Source organism: Paenibacillus sp. J22P143 (assembly GCF_059692035.1).
On the sequence record NZ_JCAUAQ010000005.1, the window covers coordinates 109752 to 126993 of the forward strand.

The following is a 17242-nucleotide window of genomic DNA, read 5'->3' on the forward strand; positions in this document are numbered from 1 at the left end:
TTATAGTTTTTGAAGTAACATTAAGTCAAGACATTTTGTTTTTTATTACAAATAAGAAATTATAAGCTTTTTCCACAACATTTCGGTTAGCGAAAACCAGTAAGATTATATGGATTTTTTTGACTAAATAGCTATTCCAATGCGGTTTTTACACCCGAAGTGAGTTTTGGAAGTCCGTTGTCCTGTCGTTTTTTTGTAGTGACAAATAATAATGGATTTCATATATTACACCTATGCTTTAACTTTTAATCATGGTATACTTACTTTGTTTAACTAATCTGAGATAGGGAGAATTTGTAGTGACAAAACGACATAAAAATTCTTTGTACTTTAATATAAAAGAACAACTTCTTAAGCAAATTCAAACAGGCATCTATAATGTTGGTGACAAGCTTCCTACCGAGTCTGATCTATGCGAACTATATAATGCTAGCCGCACGACCATTCGTTTAGCTTTGAATGAGCTCGAAATTGAAGGCATTCTTGAGCGTACGCAAAGAAAGGGCACCTTCGTTAAACGAAAAGAACTGCAATTGAATCAAACTCGCAGTTTTGCCCAAGATTTGATTATGCAAGGTAAAGAACCTATCAATAAGCTTCTTGAAGCAAAAGTAATTCCTTCCGATTCACCGTTTGATGAATTTTTTCAAATTCCTAGCAACTCTCCGCTAAATCAATTGCTTCGCGTACGATATGCTGATGATGAACCTGTATTGTACGAACGCACCTATATTCCTTGGAGTCTAGCGCCAGGATTAGTGAATGAATATACGGATGGCTCTGGATCTTTATTTGACTTCCTTGGAACGAGATACGATATCAAGCTTCACCGTTCCACCGAGCAATTGAAGCCTGTGCTCGCGGACAAATTAGCTAGCAAATTGCTTCAAATTAAAGAAGGCTCGCCATGTCTCCAAGTCAAGACCTTCACGTATTCATCCGACAATACCCTAATCGAATACAGCTTCGGTATTTTTAGAGGTGATTTCTCTAATTACACGATCGAAAGATATTTTTAATACCTATTTCAATATAACAACAACTAAAAGGGGGCTAAGTGAGAATAAATTCTCACTTAACCCCCTCTTCCCCCTATCTTCCCCTTTGTTTTCCTCAGTTTTTCACATTTCAGGAGGAGCTGTTGTTGAAAGCATGCCAGCAAGCAAAAAAGTTACGATAGCTAGCACAATTTCCAGACGAACTCCCCATACAAATCTTTTGAATATCGTGTCAGCACCTTTATTCCCTAGTATCATAGCTTTCAATTGAGGCACTAGTATCAGTCGGTGAAAGCTGGCAATCACAATAATGACTACCAATGTCGATGATTTAGCCAGCACTAATTGGCCGTAATCGCTCTGAAATAGTGATTCCCAACTTTGTAGACGGTACAAAGAAAGTATAATTCCGCTAATGGATACGACACCAATGGCCGGGAGTGCAATTGAGGAAAATCGTCCAATCAGTTTGTTCAATGCGGTGAAATTATCGAGCGTATGATCGCATTTACTTGTTGCAGCCAATACAGCAGTTAATCCTCCGAACCATATAGCTGCGGCAATCATATGCAGTCCGTGTGTCAAAACGCCATACCCAACTCCAGATACAGAAGCATAAGCATGTCCGGTTAACGGAAATGTGACAATGAGTAGAATGGCTAATGTAGCTTTCAAAAAGAAAATCCTGCGTTCATCCCGTGTCGGGACAAAGGTTAATACAAGCATCCAACCTACTAAAGCAGGTCGTATCCACGAAGTCATACCGATCATCGTTGAGGCTATGATTGTTCGCAAGTTACTCCAAACACTTTTCAAACCGCCTCCGCTCAACTGGTCCGCCAACATCCAATCATGCAAAGCCCCCGACAAAAACAAAAGGATCAATGCGATGACATATATCCGACGCTCATTGTTTCGCGAACGTATGTCCCTTGTAGCCTTCTGAGGAAAATCCCAACTAACAAATTTAAAAAACAGTGCACCTGAGAGACCAATCATTGCCAGCACCTCTGCAATCCGCAGTAGATGATAGATGCTAGTTCGCCAAGTTTCGGGATGCTGTACATTTGACTCCAACTCTACTTCACTCTCTGGAGTCTCCTTCATCTTTCCTACTTCGGATTCCGGTGACTTCTCGATAACTGGTGTTGAATCCTTAACATTGTCCAAATGAATGAGATTTTCAGTGATAGCTGAAGTAGTCCTGCTAATGATCTCCTCTTTCTTTTCCTGGGCCTCAACTTGCAAAGTCGTTGCCGGTTGTTTGGGATTCGATTGTGGTTGAGGCGATGAAGGAGCAGACTTCTCGATCTCAGGCTTTGCTTCGGGCGTTACTTCGAGCGTTATTTCAGGCGTTACTTCGGGCTTTATTTCAGGCGTTACTTTGGGCTTTATCTCTGGCGTTGACTCCGCTTTAATAGGCGCTGCACTTGGCTCTGATGAGGGTACGGCCGTCTCGAGTGAAATGGTTTCACTTGGCTTCTCTTTGTTTATCGGAACCGCAACCGAGAAGCGGAAAGAGCCTTCAGTCACATGCGTATCAGCAGACAGGACCTGCCACTTCACCTTATAGATTCCATCATCCAGCTTCGGGATTGTATAGATTAACCATCGATCGTCTGCAGCACTTAACTTGCCGCCAATTAGTTTCCCATTCCGATCCTCGACTGTAATTTGACTCAGCTTCAAATTAATCCCTTCCGTAAACTGAATACGGATTTCAGGAGGTGATTCTTTCAGAACGGCATCCTGCAACGGTGTAGATCGCTCCATATTAGCATGAGCACATACTTGAGAGGGCAGCCCCAGCAAGACAACGATCAGGCATACAGCAAGTCTCATCCATGGGAACCTCAATAAACATCACTTCCTTCTAGAAGAAACAGAGCCGCATGATATGAAATGACAGGCTCTGTCTGTGTGGTTCTACAGCTTGGTGTAAATCAGAACCGCTGCTCGAGATTCCCCTATTGCAGGCAAATATTCGACGGTTGCTCCCAAGCTTTCTGCAGCGGTTCGAAGTCCGACTAGCCCCTCTTTGCTATAAGCTGTATCCACATGTTCCTGCAGAAACGACGCATTAGCATAAGTTACACCGTCTTGGTTGAAAATGTCCTTCCCTTCAATTAATTTCCCATTCACATAAACATGAGGAATCGGATTTACCTGACCCAAGGGCAAATGAACAGAACCCTTCTGCACCCTATATGTCATCGTTAGCGAATAATTTACTTTGGAGTACTCACCCGCTTTGCTTTCGTCCGTTGAAATGGAAGCTCTCAATAAATAGTCATCTGCCGGCCCTGTTTGGAAGGTAATCAGACCATTTGCATCTGTTTGAAAGGTTTCCGCCTCCGAATTGCTTCGACGAATGAGAAATACTTCCGTATTCTCTACTGGTTTCCCTTTCATAAGAAGCTGGACAGCAACCCTTTCATTCGGTGTAACAGCGGCTGGGTTAAATTGCGGTACAAATTCAGCACGGTCAAGATTGACAGGCTTAGCGAAGCCACGCAATGCTTTCACTCGGTCGAGCGTCGGAATGTCGCTTATAGCCACAAATGATTTGGCACTTCGGAGGGACCGGCTTGCCGCTGTCGTGTTCATACTGTCTGCTTCAGCCGTAATAATATAAGCTCCGGGTACAGATGATGTGAAGGTGGCGATAAAGCTATTGTTAACCGCTGGCTCTTTGTCCGTAGCTGCTTCGCCTGTGTAGAAGCGCGTGGCTGTAATATCTACCTTTTTACCTGCAGGGGTCGTTACATATACCTTGGAGGTATCTGGGCTCCACTGACCAGCGATCCGATAACTCTTATGCTCATTCGAGTGATTGCCAAGCAGCAGTTCCACATAGGATACTTCGCCCTGAGCCATAATTGGAGCGTTAGTTTGAGACCAACCATCATGGGCGAACGCCTGTGCCGCCAGACTGAATGTGAGCGCTGCGGTAAGCGCGATGACTCCTATTTTCTTCATACGCATGCGTATTAAATCCTCCATTACATTAGAAAGTGTTATTCAACGATTACTGTTGCTTGCATGCTTGGATGAGTGGAACAATAATACGTATAGGTGCCAGCCCGAGTAAAAGTATAACTAAATTTATCACCTGGAATAATGTTTCGGCTTTCAAATTGAACGTTAAGATCTGTAACGGTATGAATTTGCGTATCCTTGTTGATCCAGGTCACTTTGGTACCTGCTTTTACCTTAAGCTCCTTGATAGAAAAAGCTGCTTGATTGATCGTCACGATTTGCTCACCTGATTGTGTTGTAGCGGATGCATCCTCAGGTGTTTGCGAGTGTGTGCCCATATCCATGTTCATGCCCGCATGCATGTTCATTTCAGGCTTATCCGGATCATATATGAGCGTGACATTCCCCGTTGCTGGATCATATCTAACTTTAGCTCCGAGGTTCTCAGAGACAAATCTAAGCGGAACCATACTGTATCCATTTTGGTTAATCGGAGGCTTATCCATTGTAAGTTCTTTGCCATTGATTACTACGTTGTTGCGATCAATCCATAGTTGAATTCGAGTATTTTTGGTCGTATAGACAACCGATTTCTCCTCATCGATCCAGCGAATCTCGGCTCCTAGCTGATTCCCGATAAACCTTAGCGGGACATATGTCGTATCGTCGATCAATTGCGGGGGAACATCCAACTGCGTTGATTGCCCGTTCACCTGTACATTCGCATCTCCGGCATGCAAAACGATTGATTTACTCGCAGCGGAAGCAACGCTAACCATCGTATGCAATCCACCCGGATACACACCATTATTCGTATTATCTACGATATTGTGACTATGGAGAGGGAAATCGCCGTCCTGTGTAAAGGTGATTAGCAAGTCGTACCGTTCCGCGGAACCGACATTAATTGTATCCTTTTCCATATAAGCCGGCAGTGGTCGCCCATCCGAAGCAATGACTTGAAAATGATGCCCATGCAAATGCAAAGCATGTGCCTGATAGCCCGAGTTAATCACACGAACTAGGATCGTTTCTCCAACTTTGCCCTCAATTAAGGTTGTTGGATCCGCTTCTGTATCTGGAAAAGCCTTTCCGTTGATTGTCCAATAACGGGGATGGAAATCGGTACGATCGTAAGCGGTGCCCGTTTCAACAGCTTTATGCCAAACAGGATCAATTTCATTCATAACAAACGTGTATTCTTTGTCATAGGCCGGGCCGTCGGTCCATGCTTGGTTTGCCCCGCCCTTTGCCTTTACAATAAATGCACCATGCATGCCCATCTGCAAATGTTCCACGGTATCCACATGACAGTGATAAAAATAAGTACCTGCATGGTCTGCCGTAAAATGATAAGTAAAGCTATCACCCACCAAAATATCTGTTGAGGTATGCGGTACCCCGTCATTGGCTTGATCCGTGTCGAGTCCATGGAAATGGATCGTATGTGCTAACCGCTTTATGCCCGCTTTTTTCGGCCCGATGTTGGTTAACGTAACTTCTACCTGATCCCCTTCGTTCACAACTAAAGTTGGCGCAGGATATACGGCAGTTCCCTGTTCGTTCTTTAGACTGTACCCCCAGACATACACCTGCGTTTGATCAGGTAATGTTAAATAGCCGTCTGTCGCATACAAATGGAACTTCTTAACTGCCACAGCACCCTCAGCCTTAGCGAACTGGGATTGGAAATATAGAAGGCCAGTTAACATAATAATCGCTGCGAAAAGGAAGGGGAGACATGCTCGGCTCAGCCATCTATTCGAACCTATCGTATTCATCGCTTGCAGTCCTCCTGGTAAAAAGCATGAGAGAAGCAGCAACGCTTCTCTCATACCCTTCATGGATAATCAATTATTTAATTGTAACTGTGGCTAATTTCAATGCTTCGTTCCAGCTATAGCTGCCACCAAGCAGGCTGACCATGTCTTGAATCGCAGCGTAACTGCGACCCTCAATTACTTGTGGGGCAAGATCGGAGAAGAACTGTTTGCCGTTGATGATAAGCTTAACGCCTGGTGCAGGTAATAGCTGTGCAGGCAGGTCATGTGTGCCTCCGATGTTTACAACCACGGCATGCAGATCATCATTCCATACCGTAGTCCCGCCTAAAGCTTCGATCACGGGGACAATCGCCGCATACGCATGATTATGATACAGCTGTGCCGATGCTGTGGTGAATGGCTTGCCGTTCACCATAAGCTTAACTGCACCTTTTGGAGCAACAACAATCGTACCTGTCATTTTGCCGCCTGAATGCAAGTAACATTCATAGACATAGCTGCCAGCTTTGGTAAATGTCAGTGTGTAGGACTTTTGTGCCATGATCATGCCAGAATTGGTAAACCCGCTGCCATCGAATTTATCTCCTCCAGCAGGAGCGAAAAATGCGGGATTCATATCCCCCATCGGACCAAAAAAGTTTAGATCAGCCGGTTTATTAAAGGTAACGAAATGGGGTTCGTATAAGTTGTCGTTCGTCCATTCTACGGAATCGCCCTCGTTGATGTATAGAAATTCTGGCATCATCGTATTTAACGTGAAGCCGCGATGGCCCATCCCCGCATCCACCATATACATCGTGCTGCCATCTGCATGGGTCATGTAATGATCGTCCATATCCATGTGTTTCAAGGCCTCTACTTGCGCCAGAAGATCATCTACATCTGACTTCACACCAGCCATTTGCTCGATTAGATTTGGAATTGCAGCACCTGCTGGGAGAACAACAACCGTCCCCGTCATCAGCGGATGCAGAATACAAGCGTAACCATATGCCCCAGCTGTCGTAAATGTAATCGAATAATCTTGACCCGGTGTCAGAATACCTGAGTTGATCAAGCTTTTACCATCCCACTTGCTTCCACTAGGAGCGGATGGCGCTAGATTTTTCGGATCTTCCGGACTGATCGGTGCTGCCCCTCCAAGAAAAGTTACCGTGTGCGGCGTAAACTTCGCACCGTCCGTAAATTTAACAGTATCCCCTTCATGAACATAAATGACTTTCGGAAACATCGAATCCAAAGACGTTTGATCTTGCTCCTTTCCTACGGAAACATTCCACGTTTGTGGAGCGGCGGCACTATCTGCCGCAAATGCAGTTCCGAACGAAGTGAGCATTAAAGCAGAAGATAATAATAAAGCCAATACCTTTTTGCGCATGCAACAATTCTCCTCACTAAATAATTATTATGTAATCCATAGTTGGATAACACCGGATCTTGTGAAGACTTATTATTTCCGTATTGATTACGCTTACAGATACAGATTGTATCAGATCACACTCAACTTAATCAATAGTTTAGTATGTCAAAACTTACAAAATCTCCATAAAATTTTGATAAAAAAAAGAAGTGAATCCTCTACATATGCCCTCGCTTTAGTACTTATTTGAGATTGCCGCTTTCGCTATCCCTTAGTCCAATTGTAATCGTTTCATTTCGTGCTTTCCGCTCTAAAAAATTGACTTTAATCACTTATTTGCATGAGTTATTCCCACTCGCCATGCAAAGAAACCCGAATGATCGGCACTGTTAAAGTGCTCTCTTTCGGGTTTCTTTTACATCTTATTCAGGAATCAATTCCAGATGATAGCTTCCGATCTGATAAACCGATGGCGTCATGCTGGTCACATGGTATCCGCCGGTCGTCCAGTCATCGATCTGATCGTGGTACCAACTGTTTCGCTTTTTCGGCAAAAGTCACATAGTCCGTTTTCCCGCTTCCAAGAAGGGGCACGGATTGCGTATACGTCATTTTAGCTGGAATCAGCAGAGCTGAGCGCTTTTGCTGAATAATGTATTTTCGAAGTACCTTTTCATCGGTATCTTCTTTGGTCGTGTACAAAATGACATGCTCTCCTTTCTTCTCTGCGGGCACGCTGACCGCGTAAAATCCTGTATGACTAAAGCATTCCATCGCCAGCTTCTCAACCAGATTCAGCGATACCATCTCGCCGCCAATTTTCGCAAAGCGCTTCAGTCTTGAATGAATACTTATAAAACCGTCTTCGTCTACGGAAGCTATGTCTCCACAATCATGCCATTCGTCAAGTGGTACATAACCTTTTCCATGGATGAGATACCCTTTCATGACATTAGGACCTTTTACATGAAGGTTGCCTCCCATTGTTATACCTTCAACCGGTACAATCTTAAATTCGACGCCAGGCACAAAACGTCCAACTGTTCCTTTTCGAATAGCCTCAGGCGTATTGAGCGATAAAATCGGCGATGTCTCCGTAACGCCATATCCTTCTAGGATCGTAATGCCGAAACGATGGTGCCATAGTCCAGCAACTTCTTCTTTAAGCTTCTCTCCTCCGGCAATCACATAACGCATACTTGCAAAATCTTGATCCCCTGCGTATGTAGCATACCCCTCCAAAAACGTGGAAGTTCCGCACATGATCGTCGATTTCGTTCTTCGCACCATTTGAGGAATTTCCTTGTAGTGCAGCGGACTTGGATACAAATATAGCGGTAATCCCGTCAACACCGGCAGGATGACCAGCATTAAACCGAAACAATGAAACATGGGTAAAGAATTGAACACTTTGTCCTGGCTGTTAATATCCAGCACAGCAAGTGCCTGCTTAGCATTAATAAACAGGTTGTCATGACTGAGCACAACGCCCTTCGGTTTGCTTTCGGTTCCTGAAGTAAACTGGATGATCTCGTTTACCTCACAATAGGCTTTTTTCCCAGTTACATACAGCAACAAGCCCTTCAGTTTATCGCCAAACGTAATTTCCTTCTGGATATCCTCTAAATACAGAATACGATACCCTGCTGAAAGGTGGTCAATTACGCCATGAAGATTGCCTTTCTCTATAAATAGCCTGGAGGTTAAAATCGTTTGTATGGAAGCGGTTTCACAACAATCATTTAGCGATTCAGCTCCCATTGAAAAATTGAGCATGGCCGGCGTTTTCCCGATCCGAAACAACGAAAAAATCGTAACAATGTTCCCGATAGCATTCGGTAAAAAGACACCAATGTGTTGCTCTTTTGCCAAAACCAATTTTAATTTGATACTTAACACATTAATAGATAGAATTAGTTTTTTATACGAAATGGAAGCGCTGATATCTTCTACTATTTTCGTGTTAGCCCCCACTTTATTAGAAATTTCAATGAGTTCGTTGTAGAGATTTACGTTAGATTTCGATTGTAAGGAACGAATGAAATTAGCCTCAATCGTTTTTAGGTTATTTAATGAATTGTGTCGGTCATTGAATGTCATGAAATAGGCCTTCCTCTCGTAAACTAGCATCTATTAGTATAGCATAACCGATAGTTCCTGACAGTACGTTAACGCTTTAAAAAGCCCTGATTTCTCAGGGCTTCCCATCTTAATCCTTATACGGATCAAACTCATCCGCTCCTGCCATACAAACACCTATAGGCTTCAGCACATGCAGAACCTCAATCGTCTCCTCATGCGCATGGAGCACATCTTCCAGCTTCCGATAGACAAAGGGACTTTCGTCCGTTCCTGCTCCACGGAGCTCAACGCCGTAATCTTTGACCGCATCCATCATGCGATCTGGTGAAATTTGTCCGCCGCTTCTAGTGCGGGTTTTCCAGTTCATTTTGCCTGCCGCCTGCGTCCGACTCATGACCCTGCCGGCGCCATGCACCGTGCTGTAGAAAGCGTCCCTATTCTCATCGGTATCTTTCCCTCTGACGATCACCGAGATATCACACATACTGCCACCGATAAAACCAAGCTGCCCCGGTGCAGAAGGCGTAGCCCCTTTACGAACTACTATGGTCTCCTGACCATTATGCATCTCTTTCCACGCAAAATTGTGGTGATTATGCACCGCGAAATCCGCTTCTGCTCCTAAAATAGCGAGCACTTGCTCCATCACATAATCTCGCCCCGCATACGCATACCGTCCTGCTAGCTTCATGGCTCTGTAATACATGTCGCCCAGTTCGCTCGACAAATCTAAGAGGATTGGCGGCTGATCCATCTTTTCGCCAGGTGCGTTACCCAGAAAGTCGCGGCCAGCAGTCAAATTGATGAAACCGCTCGCTGTCTTATGACCAAACCCGCGGCTGCCAAAGTGATTCGCCACCCACACTCGTCCCGTGCTCACTTCCTCAAACACATCCACGAAATGATTCCCGCTGCCCACTGTACCGAGTTGATCCCGAGCTAGTGCCTTTAATTTGTCATGCTCTTGTTTACCAATTGCTTTATATACATCCCAATCCGGGTCATCGAACAACGCGTGATCAACCTTCTCATTGTTTACACGCCCGATACCGAAAGAAATTTTACGTGCAATTTGATCCATCAAGGCTGCGATCTGAGGCTTAACATCCGTTGCCATTAAGTTAGTTCTTACGGCTTTATTGCCGCAAGCAATATCGTAGCCTACGCCGGATGGCGATAATTGACCATCGTATACGACAACTCCGCCGATCGGCTGGCTATATCCTTTATGATGGTCAGCCATCAGGAGAGTTTGAACAACTCTTCCTGTTTCTGAACATGTTTTCGCTTGTGACAAAGCGCCTTCATCGGGTTGACCCCAGACGCGTACGCCGTTTATATTTTGATAGGCCATGTAGTTCAGCTCCTGTAAGTAATTTCAGTTAAAAATCTTTAACTTCCTTAAGCTTTTGTATACGTTCCTGTATAGAATCAGTTGGTTCACTACTCGATACCTGAGTCAACGCCTGAATTACATTATCCCCCCATGAGCCTTTTTCCCATGCTTCCAGTACTTGAAGAGCCATATTTCTATTGTTGTTCACTGGACTGTTAAGACCTGCGATAATCAGTTCTCTGCCAATTCCTTCATATCGATCTAAACTCTGCAAAATACTACCAAGGATTCGGTGTGGGGTATATTCTTGACCCAATCCCATTTCATCCTTTGGACCGGTGGCGATTTGTTGCAAAGGTAAATGAGCTTCTGCGAACTCCACAACCTTGAGTATCCTATCTGGATCTTGCGATTTCATGAGTTCCATATAACTCGAAAGTTGCATTGGATTAGCAGGAAGCTGTGAGTAGAGCAGATCCCATATGTCCACGCTAAGCTGTGCAGCGCAAAGTGCACCATAATATCTTTCCGAAGAATCACTCGAGATAATATTCCCCAAAATCATACTAGTCCATTTTGAATGAGAGATAATGAGTCGACAGGTCTCCACATCTTGTTCTCGTATTTGATTCGTCCATCCATTTGACCACCGGTGCTCCCACTCCTTATCAGGTCGCATCAGGAATGAAAGGATCTCTGTAATTACTGATAATTGTTTTAAGGTCCGACACTCCGTCAATGCGTGCTTTAAATAATCGGAAATTACCTGCGGAGAATACTCGTAATCATTAATATCCTCAGCTGGACCTCCATGTAACAGTGCTTGAATAATATCGGTTGCACCTTCAAACAATTCGCTATCCACGGCCTCTGATTTGAGTGCTTCGTGTAGATCTCCGTTTCGAGCACAAATACATGCTAAATACTCATTCATTACGCTATTCTGGGAACCTTTTCGTAATAACCAATCTTTAATCTCTTGCGTACTTGGCTCTAATCTCTCGACAAGTTGAATCTTCCCCCAGCCATTAACACACTTTGCTAACTCAAAGAGGACTTGGTTGCTGACATCTTCCATCCCGTTTTGAATAGCCACTGCCGCATATAAAGTAAACTCGTCATGCCTACCAAGTGTAACAAGTAATTCCTTTACTTGTTCATTTTGAAAAAGACCTAGTAACGAAATTCCAAATTTAACAACATTCCGATGTCCTGCATTCTCCGCAAGCCATTTTGCTTCATGGAATAATTGATTTGGCTGTATACCTGGATGCTTGCGTAACTCGTTCAAGACAGCGTCAATCACACTTCCAATCTCTTGCTTGATCAGTTTTGTGTAAATAGCTTTTCGCGTAGAATCGCTTGGTTTTCTAGTTTGCTTGGCTATCAATTGAATTAGCTCGCGTAATTCATCGGTTAAATTGTTAGAACTAGAAGAGTGATGTCCAAATGCGCCATCTAAACCACCAGCCACCCAGCGTAATTTGCTTCCTGACCAAAATTCTTCATCATCGGGCAAAGATCCATCCACTAACTGCCCTTGTGTCTCTACTTGCTCTTTAATATATCTGTAAATTGAGGTCTCCCCAACCCATGGAGCCTTTTTTACTTTACCAAAAAATTTCAACATTTATCTCACCCTATCCCCATACTTCCTTCAATGCCGAGCGGAATAAATCGTCCAACTGGCTATCCTGACCACTTTCGCCCACCTGCATGCTGGACGCCGTTCGTTCATAGTAAGCTATTCTTGCCTCTAAAAACTCATTAATCGGATGAATCCTTGGCTCATAATCCATCTCGTCACCTGCTATTTTACGAGCAAGCAGCTCTTGAATAGCCGCCTTTAGTTGACTGCCCTCTGGCACTAAACTGTCGACAAGTTCTTGAAACTCCATAGGCGGCATTGTGTTATTTCGCTCAATCCATTCACAGGCCAAGATCGGGCGCAGGACATAGAAATACTTTTTGATTTTGACATGATCACCTTGCAAGTATTCCCGGTAATTCCCTTTCGCCATGTGCAGGTAGTGATGCATACAAGATTTTGGCGAGAAGGTTAAAGGTGAAATGTGACGGATTTGATCAGCTATCGAGAAGTTCTCCCTATACGGTATTGGAGACTGTAGCCACTCTAGTAATGGCGGATTCGACTTGCGAAACAAATTTAAAGCCTTCTTCAAATCCCAACCGTTGATATCCAGCATATCGCTGATCGGCCGTTCGATGACATCGCGTTTCTCAAAAATCGATAGGTACCAGTCTACTGGCCTAATGTATATAAATCTTACGTCGTAATCGCTATCTTTGGACGGGAAGCCCCACGCTCGACTACCCGATTCACAGGCGTATAAGATACGAACATTTTCTTCCTTTTCAATGCGTTTCAATTCTTCTAGGATTTGTTGATGAACATCGGACATGAGGTTTTACCTCCTTTGTTTACATGTATGTATTCAACCACAGGTTGTTAATTCCTTCCAAATACAAAGCCTTATGTACCAATTTTCGCTCATTTCTAACGGGGCGAACATGGCAAAAGTATTACGACCACAGAGAAAGTTTTCCATTTCGCCCAAATCCATCCCCTGTTACAATGGAAATAGGATGTAGTTTGAACGGAGGATCCCCGTGGCTAAAGAAAGCTTTGATAAAGAGATACAGTTTCTACGCATGCTCGTGCTAACGAGTGGCGCCTACAATAGACAGCAATTCTCAGAGAGACTCGGTATCTCTATCCATACCTTTGACAAGACCATTCGACGGTTAAAAGAGATCGTGAGCTCCACCTACCAGCACTTACCGCAGGAGGAGCGTAAGGAGTTCGCCGAAACGATTCGCTTCAGCTATTACGAGTCCACGGATCCGATGCTGTTATTCTTATTTCGGGCCAAGTCCCTGAAGGAATCGGAATCTCAGAGAATCTCATTACTTTTAACCGCTATGAACGAACAAGCTTTGACAGCCATGGAGCTGTTAGACATCATCTGCACCAGTCAGTCTTCCGATTTATCTCTGCCAGATGAGAAGACGATTCGTTCCGATCTCAAGTATTTGGAGGAAGTTGGTGTTGTTGTAAGACAACCCGGCGCCCGTCCTTATCGTTACCGGATTCAGAATGATTTGATCCATGAACTCTCCGACGAGGAGCTGTATGACCTCTATGATTTCGTAGATGTCATGGCGAACACGCAGGTGCCCTCTGTTCAAGGCTATTTGCTGCGAGATGGCTTGAAGAAGCATCTTACACGCCAACAGGACGAGAAGCATGCCATTGAGCCTTTTTTATATAAGTATCACTATTATTCCCGTATCTTAGATGAAGCGCATTTGTTCACGATCCTGAGTGCCATCCGCAGCTGTCGTAAGGTTCGCTTCTTATATTTCTCACCGAAGTCTGAAAAAAGCTACGCTTCAAAGAACACCAACCCGCTATTCGAGCGGGATACGAACGGAAAAGTGGAGAAAACACTCCCGCTGAAAGTAGTCTACGATCACCAATACGGGCGATGGTATCTCCTCTCAAATGGCAGAGAGGGAATTCGGAAGTATCGTTTGGAAGGGATTACGCAGATCGAAGAAGATGAATCCGTGGCTGAGGATGTCTTTGCGATCAGAACGAACGAGCTTCAGGAGAAAATTCGGTATAGCTGGCTGATTGACACGGGGCAACCTGTGACGGTTCGAGCCCGATTTTACAATCCCGAAGGTTCTGCACCTAACTTCGTTAGGGAGCGCGTATTGCTGCAAGGACAGTGGGGACAAATTGTGCCCGAGGATGAACATTCTTTTATCTATGAGATCACGGTGAACGGAACAACTGAAATTAAGCCATGGCTGCGCAGCTTCGGGTCTAGCTGTGAAATACTCGAGCCTGTTCAGTTCCGCAGGGAAATGATCGCCGAATGGAAGGAGATTCAAGCTTACTATGAATCTGTTTGAGAAGATTTTTAATTACCAAATTATTTCCAGGCTAGAGGATTCTGGTACGTTCATGGTCACTTCACACGAAAGAGCCTGGCTGAAAACGATGCTGAGCCATCCCGCGGCGGATGAAGCTTTCACTCCTGACACGTTGGGTAAATTGCGCTCGATTCTAGGGAAAGAGCAGGTCATGGATACCTCCGACCATCTCATTGAAAAAGCACGCAGTAGGGAGAAACAAGTCTACCATCCGCTCCTGCGAGTTTTACGAAGGCTAATTACCGAGAAGAGCGGAATCCGTATTACGTATGAGATCAAAGGTGGACGCCTACATGCGGACCAATTGGGAATGCCCTATAAATTAGAATACTCCATGGTCAAAAGAGAATGGTACCTGCTCTGGTTTCACCTTCTACATCACATGTTCATGCGTACCAAACTGGATAAGGTTGCTTCCGTCGCTGCTGAGGTATTGCAAACATTGGATTCAGAGAGCATCCTCGTGAAAATCAAAAATGCGTTGGACGCTCGGAAAGGCGAAGCCGTCCTTGAAGTCGTTCGTGATTACAACCGAGAATTGTCGCGTATCCTTTACGCCCTCTCCAGCTTCGAGAAAGACGTTGAATTCGATTCGGAGAATGATCTGTACCGCGTGCGTATTTGCTTGTTTGGTGACGAAATAGAGTATCTCCTCTCCAAGATCCGTTTTCTAGGGAAACGCGTTCGGGTCATTGAGGGGGACTTTTTGAAAAGACGTATGTTGGAGTCGTCGACGAAGGCTTTGGCGCGGTATGGGGTTAGTTCGGTTGGTGAGTAGTTATCTTTGTGAGATTTTGTTTACTGGGGGAACAGCGATCCTGCTAAGAGTATTGCTTTCCCAAATATCAGTACAGGTATTTATCATTTCCCTAAACAACTTGCTGCCGAAATTGCGCTTGAGACTGTAATTGTACATTTGAATTCGATTACCTCCGAACAGCAAACGGTTGATCATATTTACTTTGTTTGTTTTGATGATGACAATTACAATATTTATTTAAATAAGCTGGCGGAGCACGATTCTATTTAGACAAGGAATGGTGATCAAAAATGAAAAAATTAGATGTAAGAAAGCATGAACAGACAGACAAAATTGTGAGAACGAAGAAGCATATATGGATTGCAATTGCAGGTGCCCTCTTTATTGTTATGAGTGGGCTTTTCCTCATGTTTCTCGCAATTAAACATTTTTTGACCCAAATTTGTGATATCACGCATTGTTAACTCATCGTGACTTCACACCATTGTCGAGAGCAACATCTCCATCTACTTCAGGTAAGATTCCGCCGGCAAAAGAGAGCTACCATCCTCTTAATCGGAAACTAAAAGGAAGGACGTAAATAAGAAAAAATTCTGGCATGAAGGTCATAAATACAGGTAAATGGTGATTTATGTAGAAATAATAGTTGAATGAGTAAATTACAATCTTAGGGTGTGTACGCGAGCTGATGCTAATCGAAAAATTGTTTCTCAACATTCTAATCGTTCTTGCTCCAACTCTTATTCTTACAGCGATCGGTGAAAAATGGCGATTTGTGCGGTCTTCATTCGGCATAGGCTTGTTCCAAGGATTATCGTCTATACTTTGTATGCTTTTTTCATATCAAATCGAGCATTATTACTGGGATTTAAGATATGTTCCTCTCATGATTTCTACGATTTACGGTGGGCCAACTGCAGGGGCAGTAATCTACTTGTTCATTATAGCGAACCGTACCTATTTGGGCGGCCCTGCGCTAATAGTTGGATACATCTATATCACATTGGTCTTCGTGTTTATTTTGTTTGCATCTAGAAAAATTGTCGGGTTAACCGGCAAATACCGCATGCGTGGAACGCTAATGATATCGTTCATTCCTTTTCTTGTGCTTCTGGGCTTCTGGGTTATCTTATTCAACCAAATCCCTATGAGCAGCATGATTTCGTTTGGTTTTTTCCAAGTTTTGGCATGTTATTTCTCTGCGATGATATTCGAAGTATTCCATGAACGGATTGTGATGAAGCAGGAAATTCAGCAAAACGAGAATCTGAAAACATTAGGGCAGCTCGCAGCTTCCATGGCACATGAAGTCCGTAATCCCTTAACGGTCGTTAAAGGGTTCCTTCAAATGATGCGTCCACATCAAAACGGGAAAAATGCAAATTATTTGGACATTGCAATGGGTGAGCTGGAGAGAACGGAAGCCATTATTAAAGACTACTTATTTTTTGCCAAACCTAAGCTGACAAAGGTAGAATCCTTCTCACTGACTGACCTTGTCGACAATGTAATTTCGCTTTATACACCAATGGCGACCAACAATGGGGTAGTGCTAAGCTCGAATCTTCAAGATGACATCGTGATCGAAACCGATCGAGGGCAACTGCAGCAAGCTTTAATTAATGTAATCAAAAATGCCGTAGAAGCGACACCATCGGAAGGTATGGTCTCCATTTGCTTGACTGGTCACGATCATTACGCCCAAATCGTCATTATGGACAATGGAAAAGGTATGACGAAGGAGCAAACTTCTAGAATCGGCACCTTATTTTTTACGACAAAAGAAGTGGGAACCGGCATTGGGACAGCCCTAGCGTTCAGCATTATTAAAAGTATGCATGGACAGATCAAGTATGAGAGTGAATTGGGAGTCGGGACAACCGTAACGATTACGGTTCAGTACCGCGCCGTCGTTGGATGAACAAGCAAACTCATATTTTACCTCGGTTTATGAATCCAGTTGAATTGGATGTTCGCGGT

At 44.0% G+C, this 17242-nt stretch carries 13 protein-coding genes; 5 read left to right on the forward strand and 8 right to left on the reverse strand.

Annotated elements, in window-relative coordinates; genetic code table 11:
• Positions 1-299: 299 nt before the first annotated feature.
• Complete coding sequence (locus AC58PQ_RS11450) at positions 300-1019, forward strand: GntR family transcriptional regulator (protein WP_497242068.1); 720 nt, start codon at positions 300-302, stop codon at positions 1017-1019.
• Positions 1020-1121: 102 nt separating this feature from the next.
• On the opposite strand, the gene AC58PQ_RS11455 is transcribed toward AC58PQ_RS11450, so the two are convergent.
• The 8 genes from AC58PQ_RS11455 to AC58PQ_RS11490 all read right to left on the reverse strand — a co-directional run bounded on the left by AC58PQ_RS11455 (position 1122) and on the right by AC58PQ_RS11490 (position 12962).
• On the reverse strand, positions 1122-2840 hold the full coding sequence (locus AC58PQ_RS11455) for a copper resistance CopC/CopD family protein (RefSeq protein WP_497242069.1): 1719 nt from the start codon (positions 2838-2840) through the stop codon (positions 1122-1124).
• A gap of 84 nt (positions 2841-2924) precedes the next feature.
• The gene (locus AC58PQ_RS11460) at positions 2925-3983 is read right to left on the reverse strand and encodes a DUF4198 domain-containing protein (RefSeq protein WP_497242070.1); all 1059 of its coding nucleotides are present in this window, start codon (positions 3981-3983) and stop codon (positions 2925-2927) included.
• 32 nt (positions 3984-4015) lie between these two features.
• A complete protein-coding gene (locus AC58PQ_RS11465; protein ID WP_497242071.1) occupies positions 4016-5758 on the reverse strand; it encodes a stalk domain-containing protein in 1743 nt (580 codons plus the stop codon).
• 73 nt (positions 5759-5831) lie between these two features.
• Complete coding sequence (locus tag AC58PQ_RS11470) at positions 5832-7139, reverse strand: plastocyanin/azurin family copper-binding protein (RefSeq protein WP_497242072.1); 1308 nt, start codon at positions 7137-7139, stop codon at positions 5832-5834.
• Positions 7140-7631: 492 nt separating this feature from the next.
• Positions 7632-9221, reverse strand: coding sequence for an AMP-binding protein (locus AC58PQ_RS11475; protein WP_497242073.1), 1590 nt, complete (start codon positions 9219-9221; stop codon positions 7632-7634).
• 109 nt (positions 9222-9330) lie between these two features.
• Positions 9331-10557 (reverse strand): RtcB family protein, encoded by a 1227-nt coding sequence (locus AC58PQ_RS11480; protein ID WP_497242074.1) that lies wholly within the window; start codon positions 10555-10557, stop codon positions 9331-9333.
• A gap of 28 nt (positions 10558-10585) precedes the next feature.
• Positions 10586-12169: a limonene hydroxylase gene (locus AC58PQ_RS11485; protein WP_497242075.1), complete on the reverse strand. Its 1584-nt coding sequence runs from the start codon at positions 12167-12169 to the stop codon at positions 10586-10588.
• 10 nt (positions 12170-12179) lie between these two features.
• On the reverse strand, positions 12180-12962 hold the full coding sequence (locus tag AC58PQ_RS11490; RefSeq protein WP_497242076.1) for a nucleotidyltransferase domain-containing protein: 783 nt from the start codon (positions 12960-12962) through the stop codon (positions 12180-12182).
• A gap of 208 nt (positions 12963-13170) precedes the next feature.
• On the opposite strand from AC58PQ_RS11490, the gene AC58PQ_RS11495 reads away from it, so the two are divergent.
• The 4 genes from AC58PQ_RS11495 (at position 13171) to AC58PQ_RS11510 (ending at position 17183) form a co-directional block, all read left to right on the forward strand.
• Entirely contained in the window at positions 13171-14481 is a 1311-nt protein-coding gene (locus AC58PQ_RS11495) for a helix-turn-helix transcriptional regulator (RefSeq protein WP_497242077.1), read from the forward strand.
• Positions 14468-15280: a WYL domain-containing protein gene (locus AC58PQ_RS11500; protein WP_497242078.1), complete on the forward strand. Its 813-nt coding sequence runs from the start codon at positions 14468-14470 to the stop codon at positions 15278-15280. Before AC58PQ_RS11495 ends, AC58PQ_RS11500 begins: the two co-directional genes overlap by 14 nt.
• A gap of 51 nt (positions 15281-15331) precedes the next feature.
• On the forward strand, positions 15332-15532 hold the full coding sequence (locus AC58PQ_RS11505; RefSeq protein ID WP_497242201.1) for a hypothetical protein: 201 nt from the start codon (positions 15332-15334) through the stop codon (positions 15530-15532).
• A gap of 418 nt (positions 15533-15950) precedes the next feature.
• On the forward strand, positions 15951-17183 hold the full coding sequence (locus AC58PQ_RS11510) for an ATP-binding protein (protein WP_497242079.1): 1233 nt from the start codon (positions 15951-15953) through the stop codon (positions 17181-17183).
• Positions 17184-17242 lie beyond the last annotated feature (59 nt).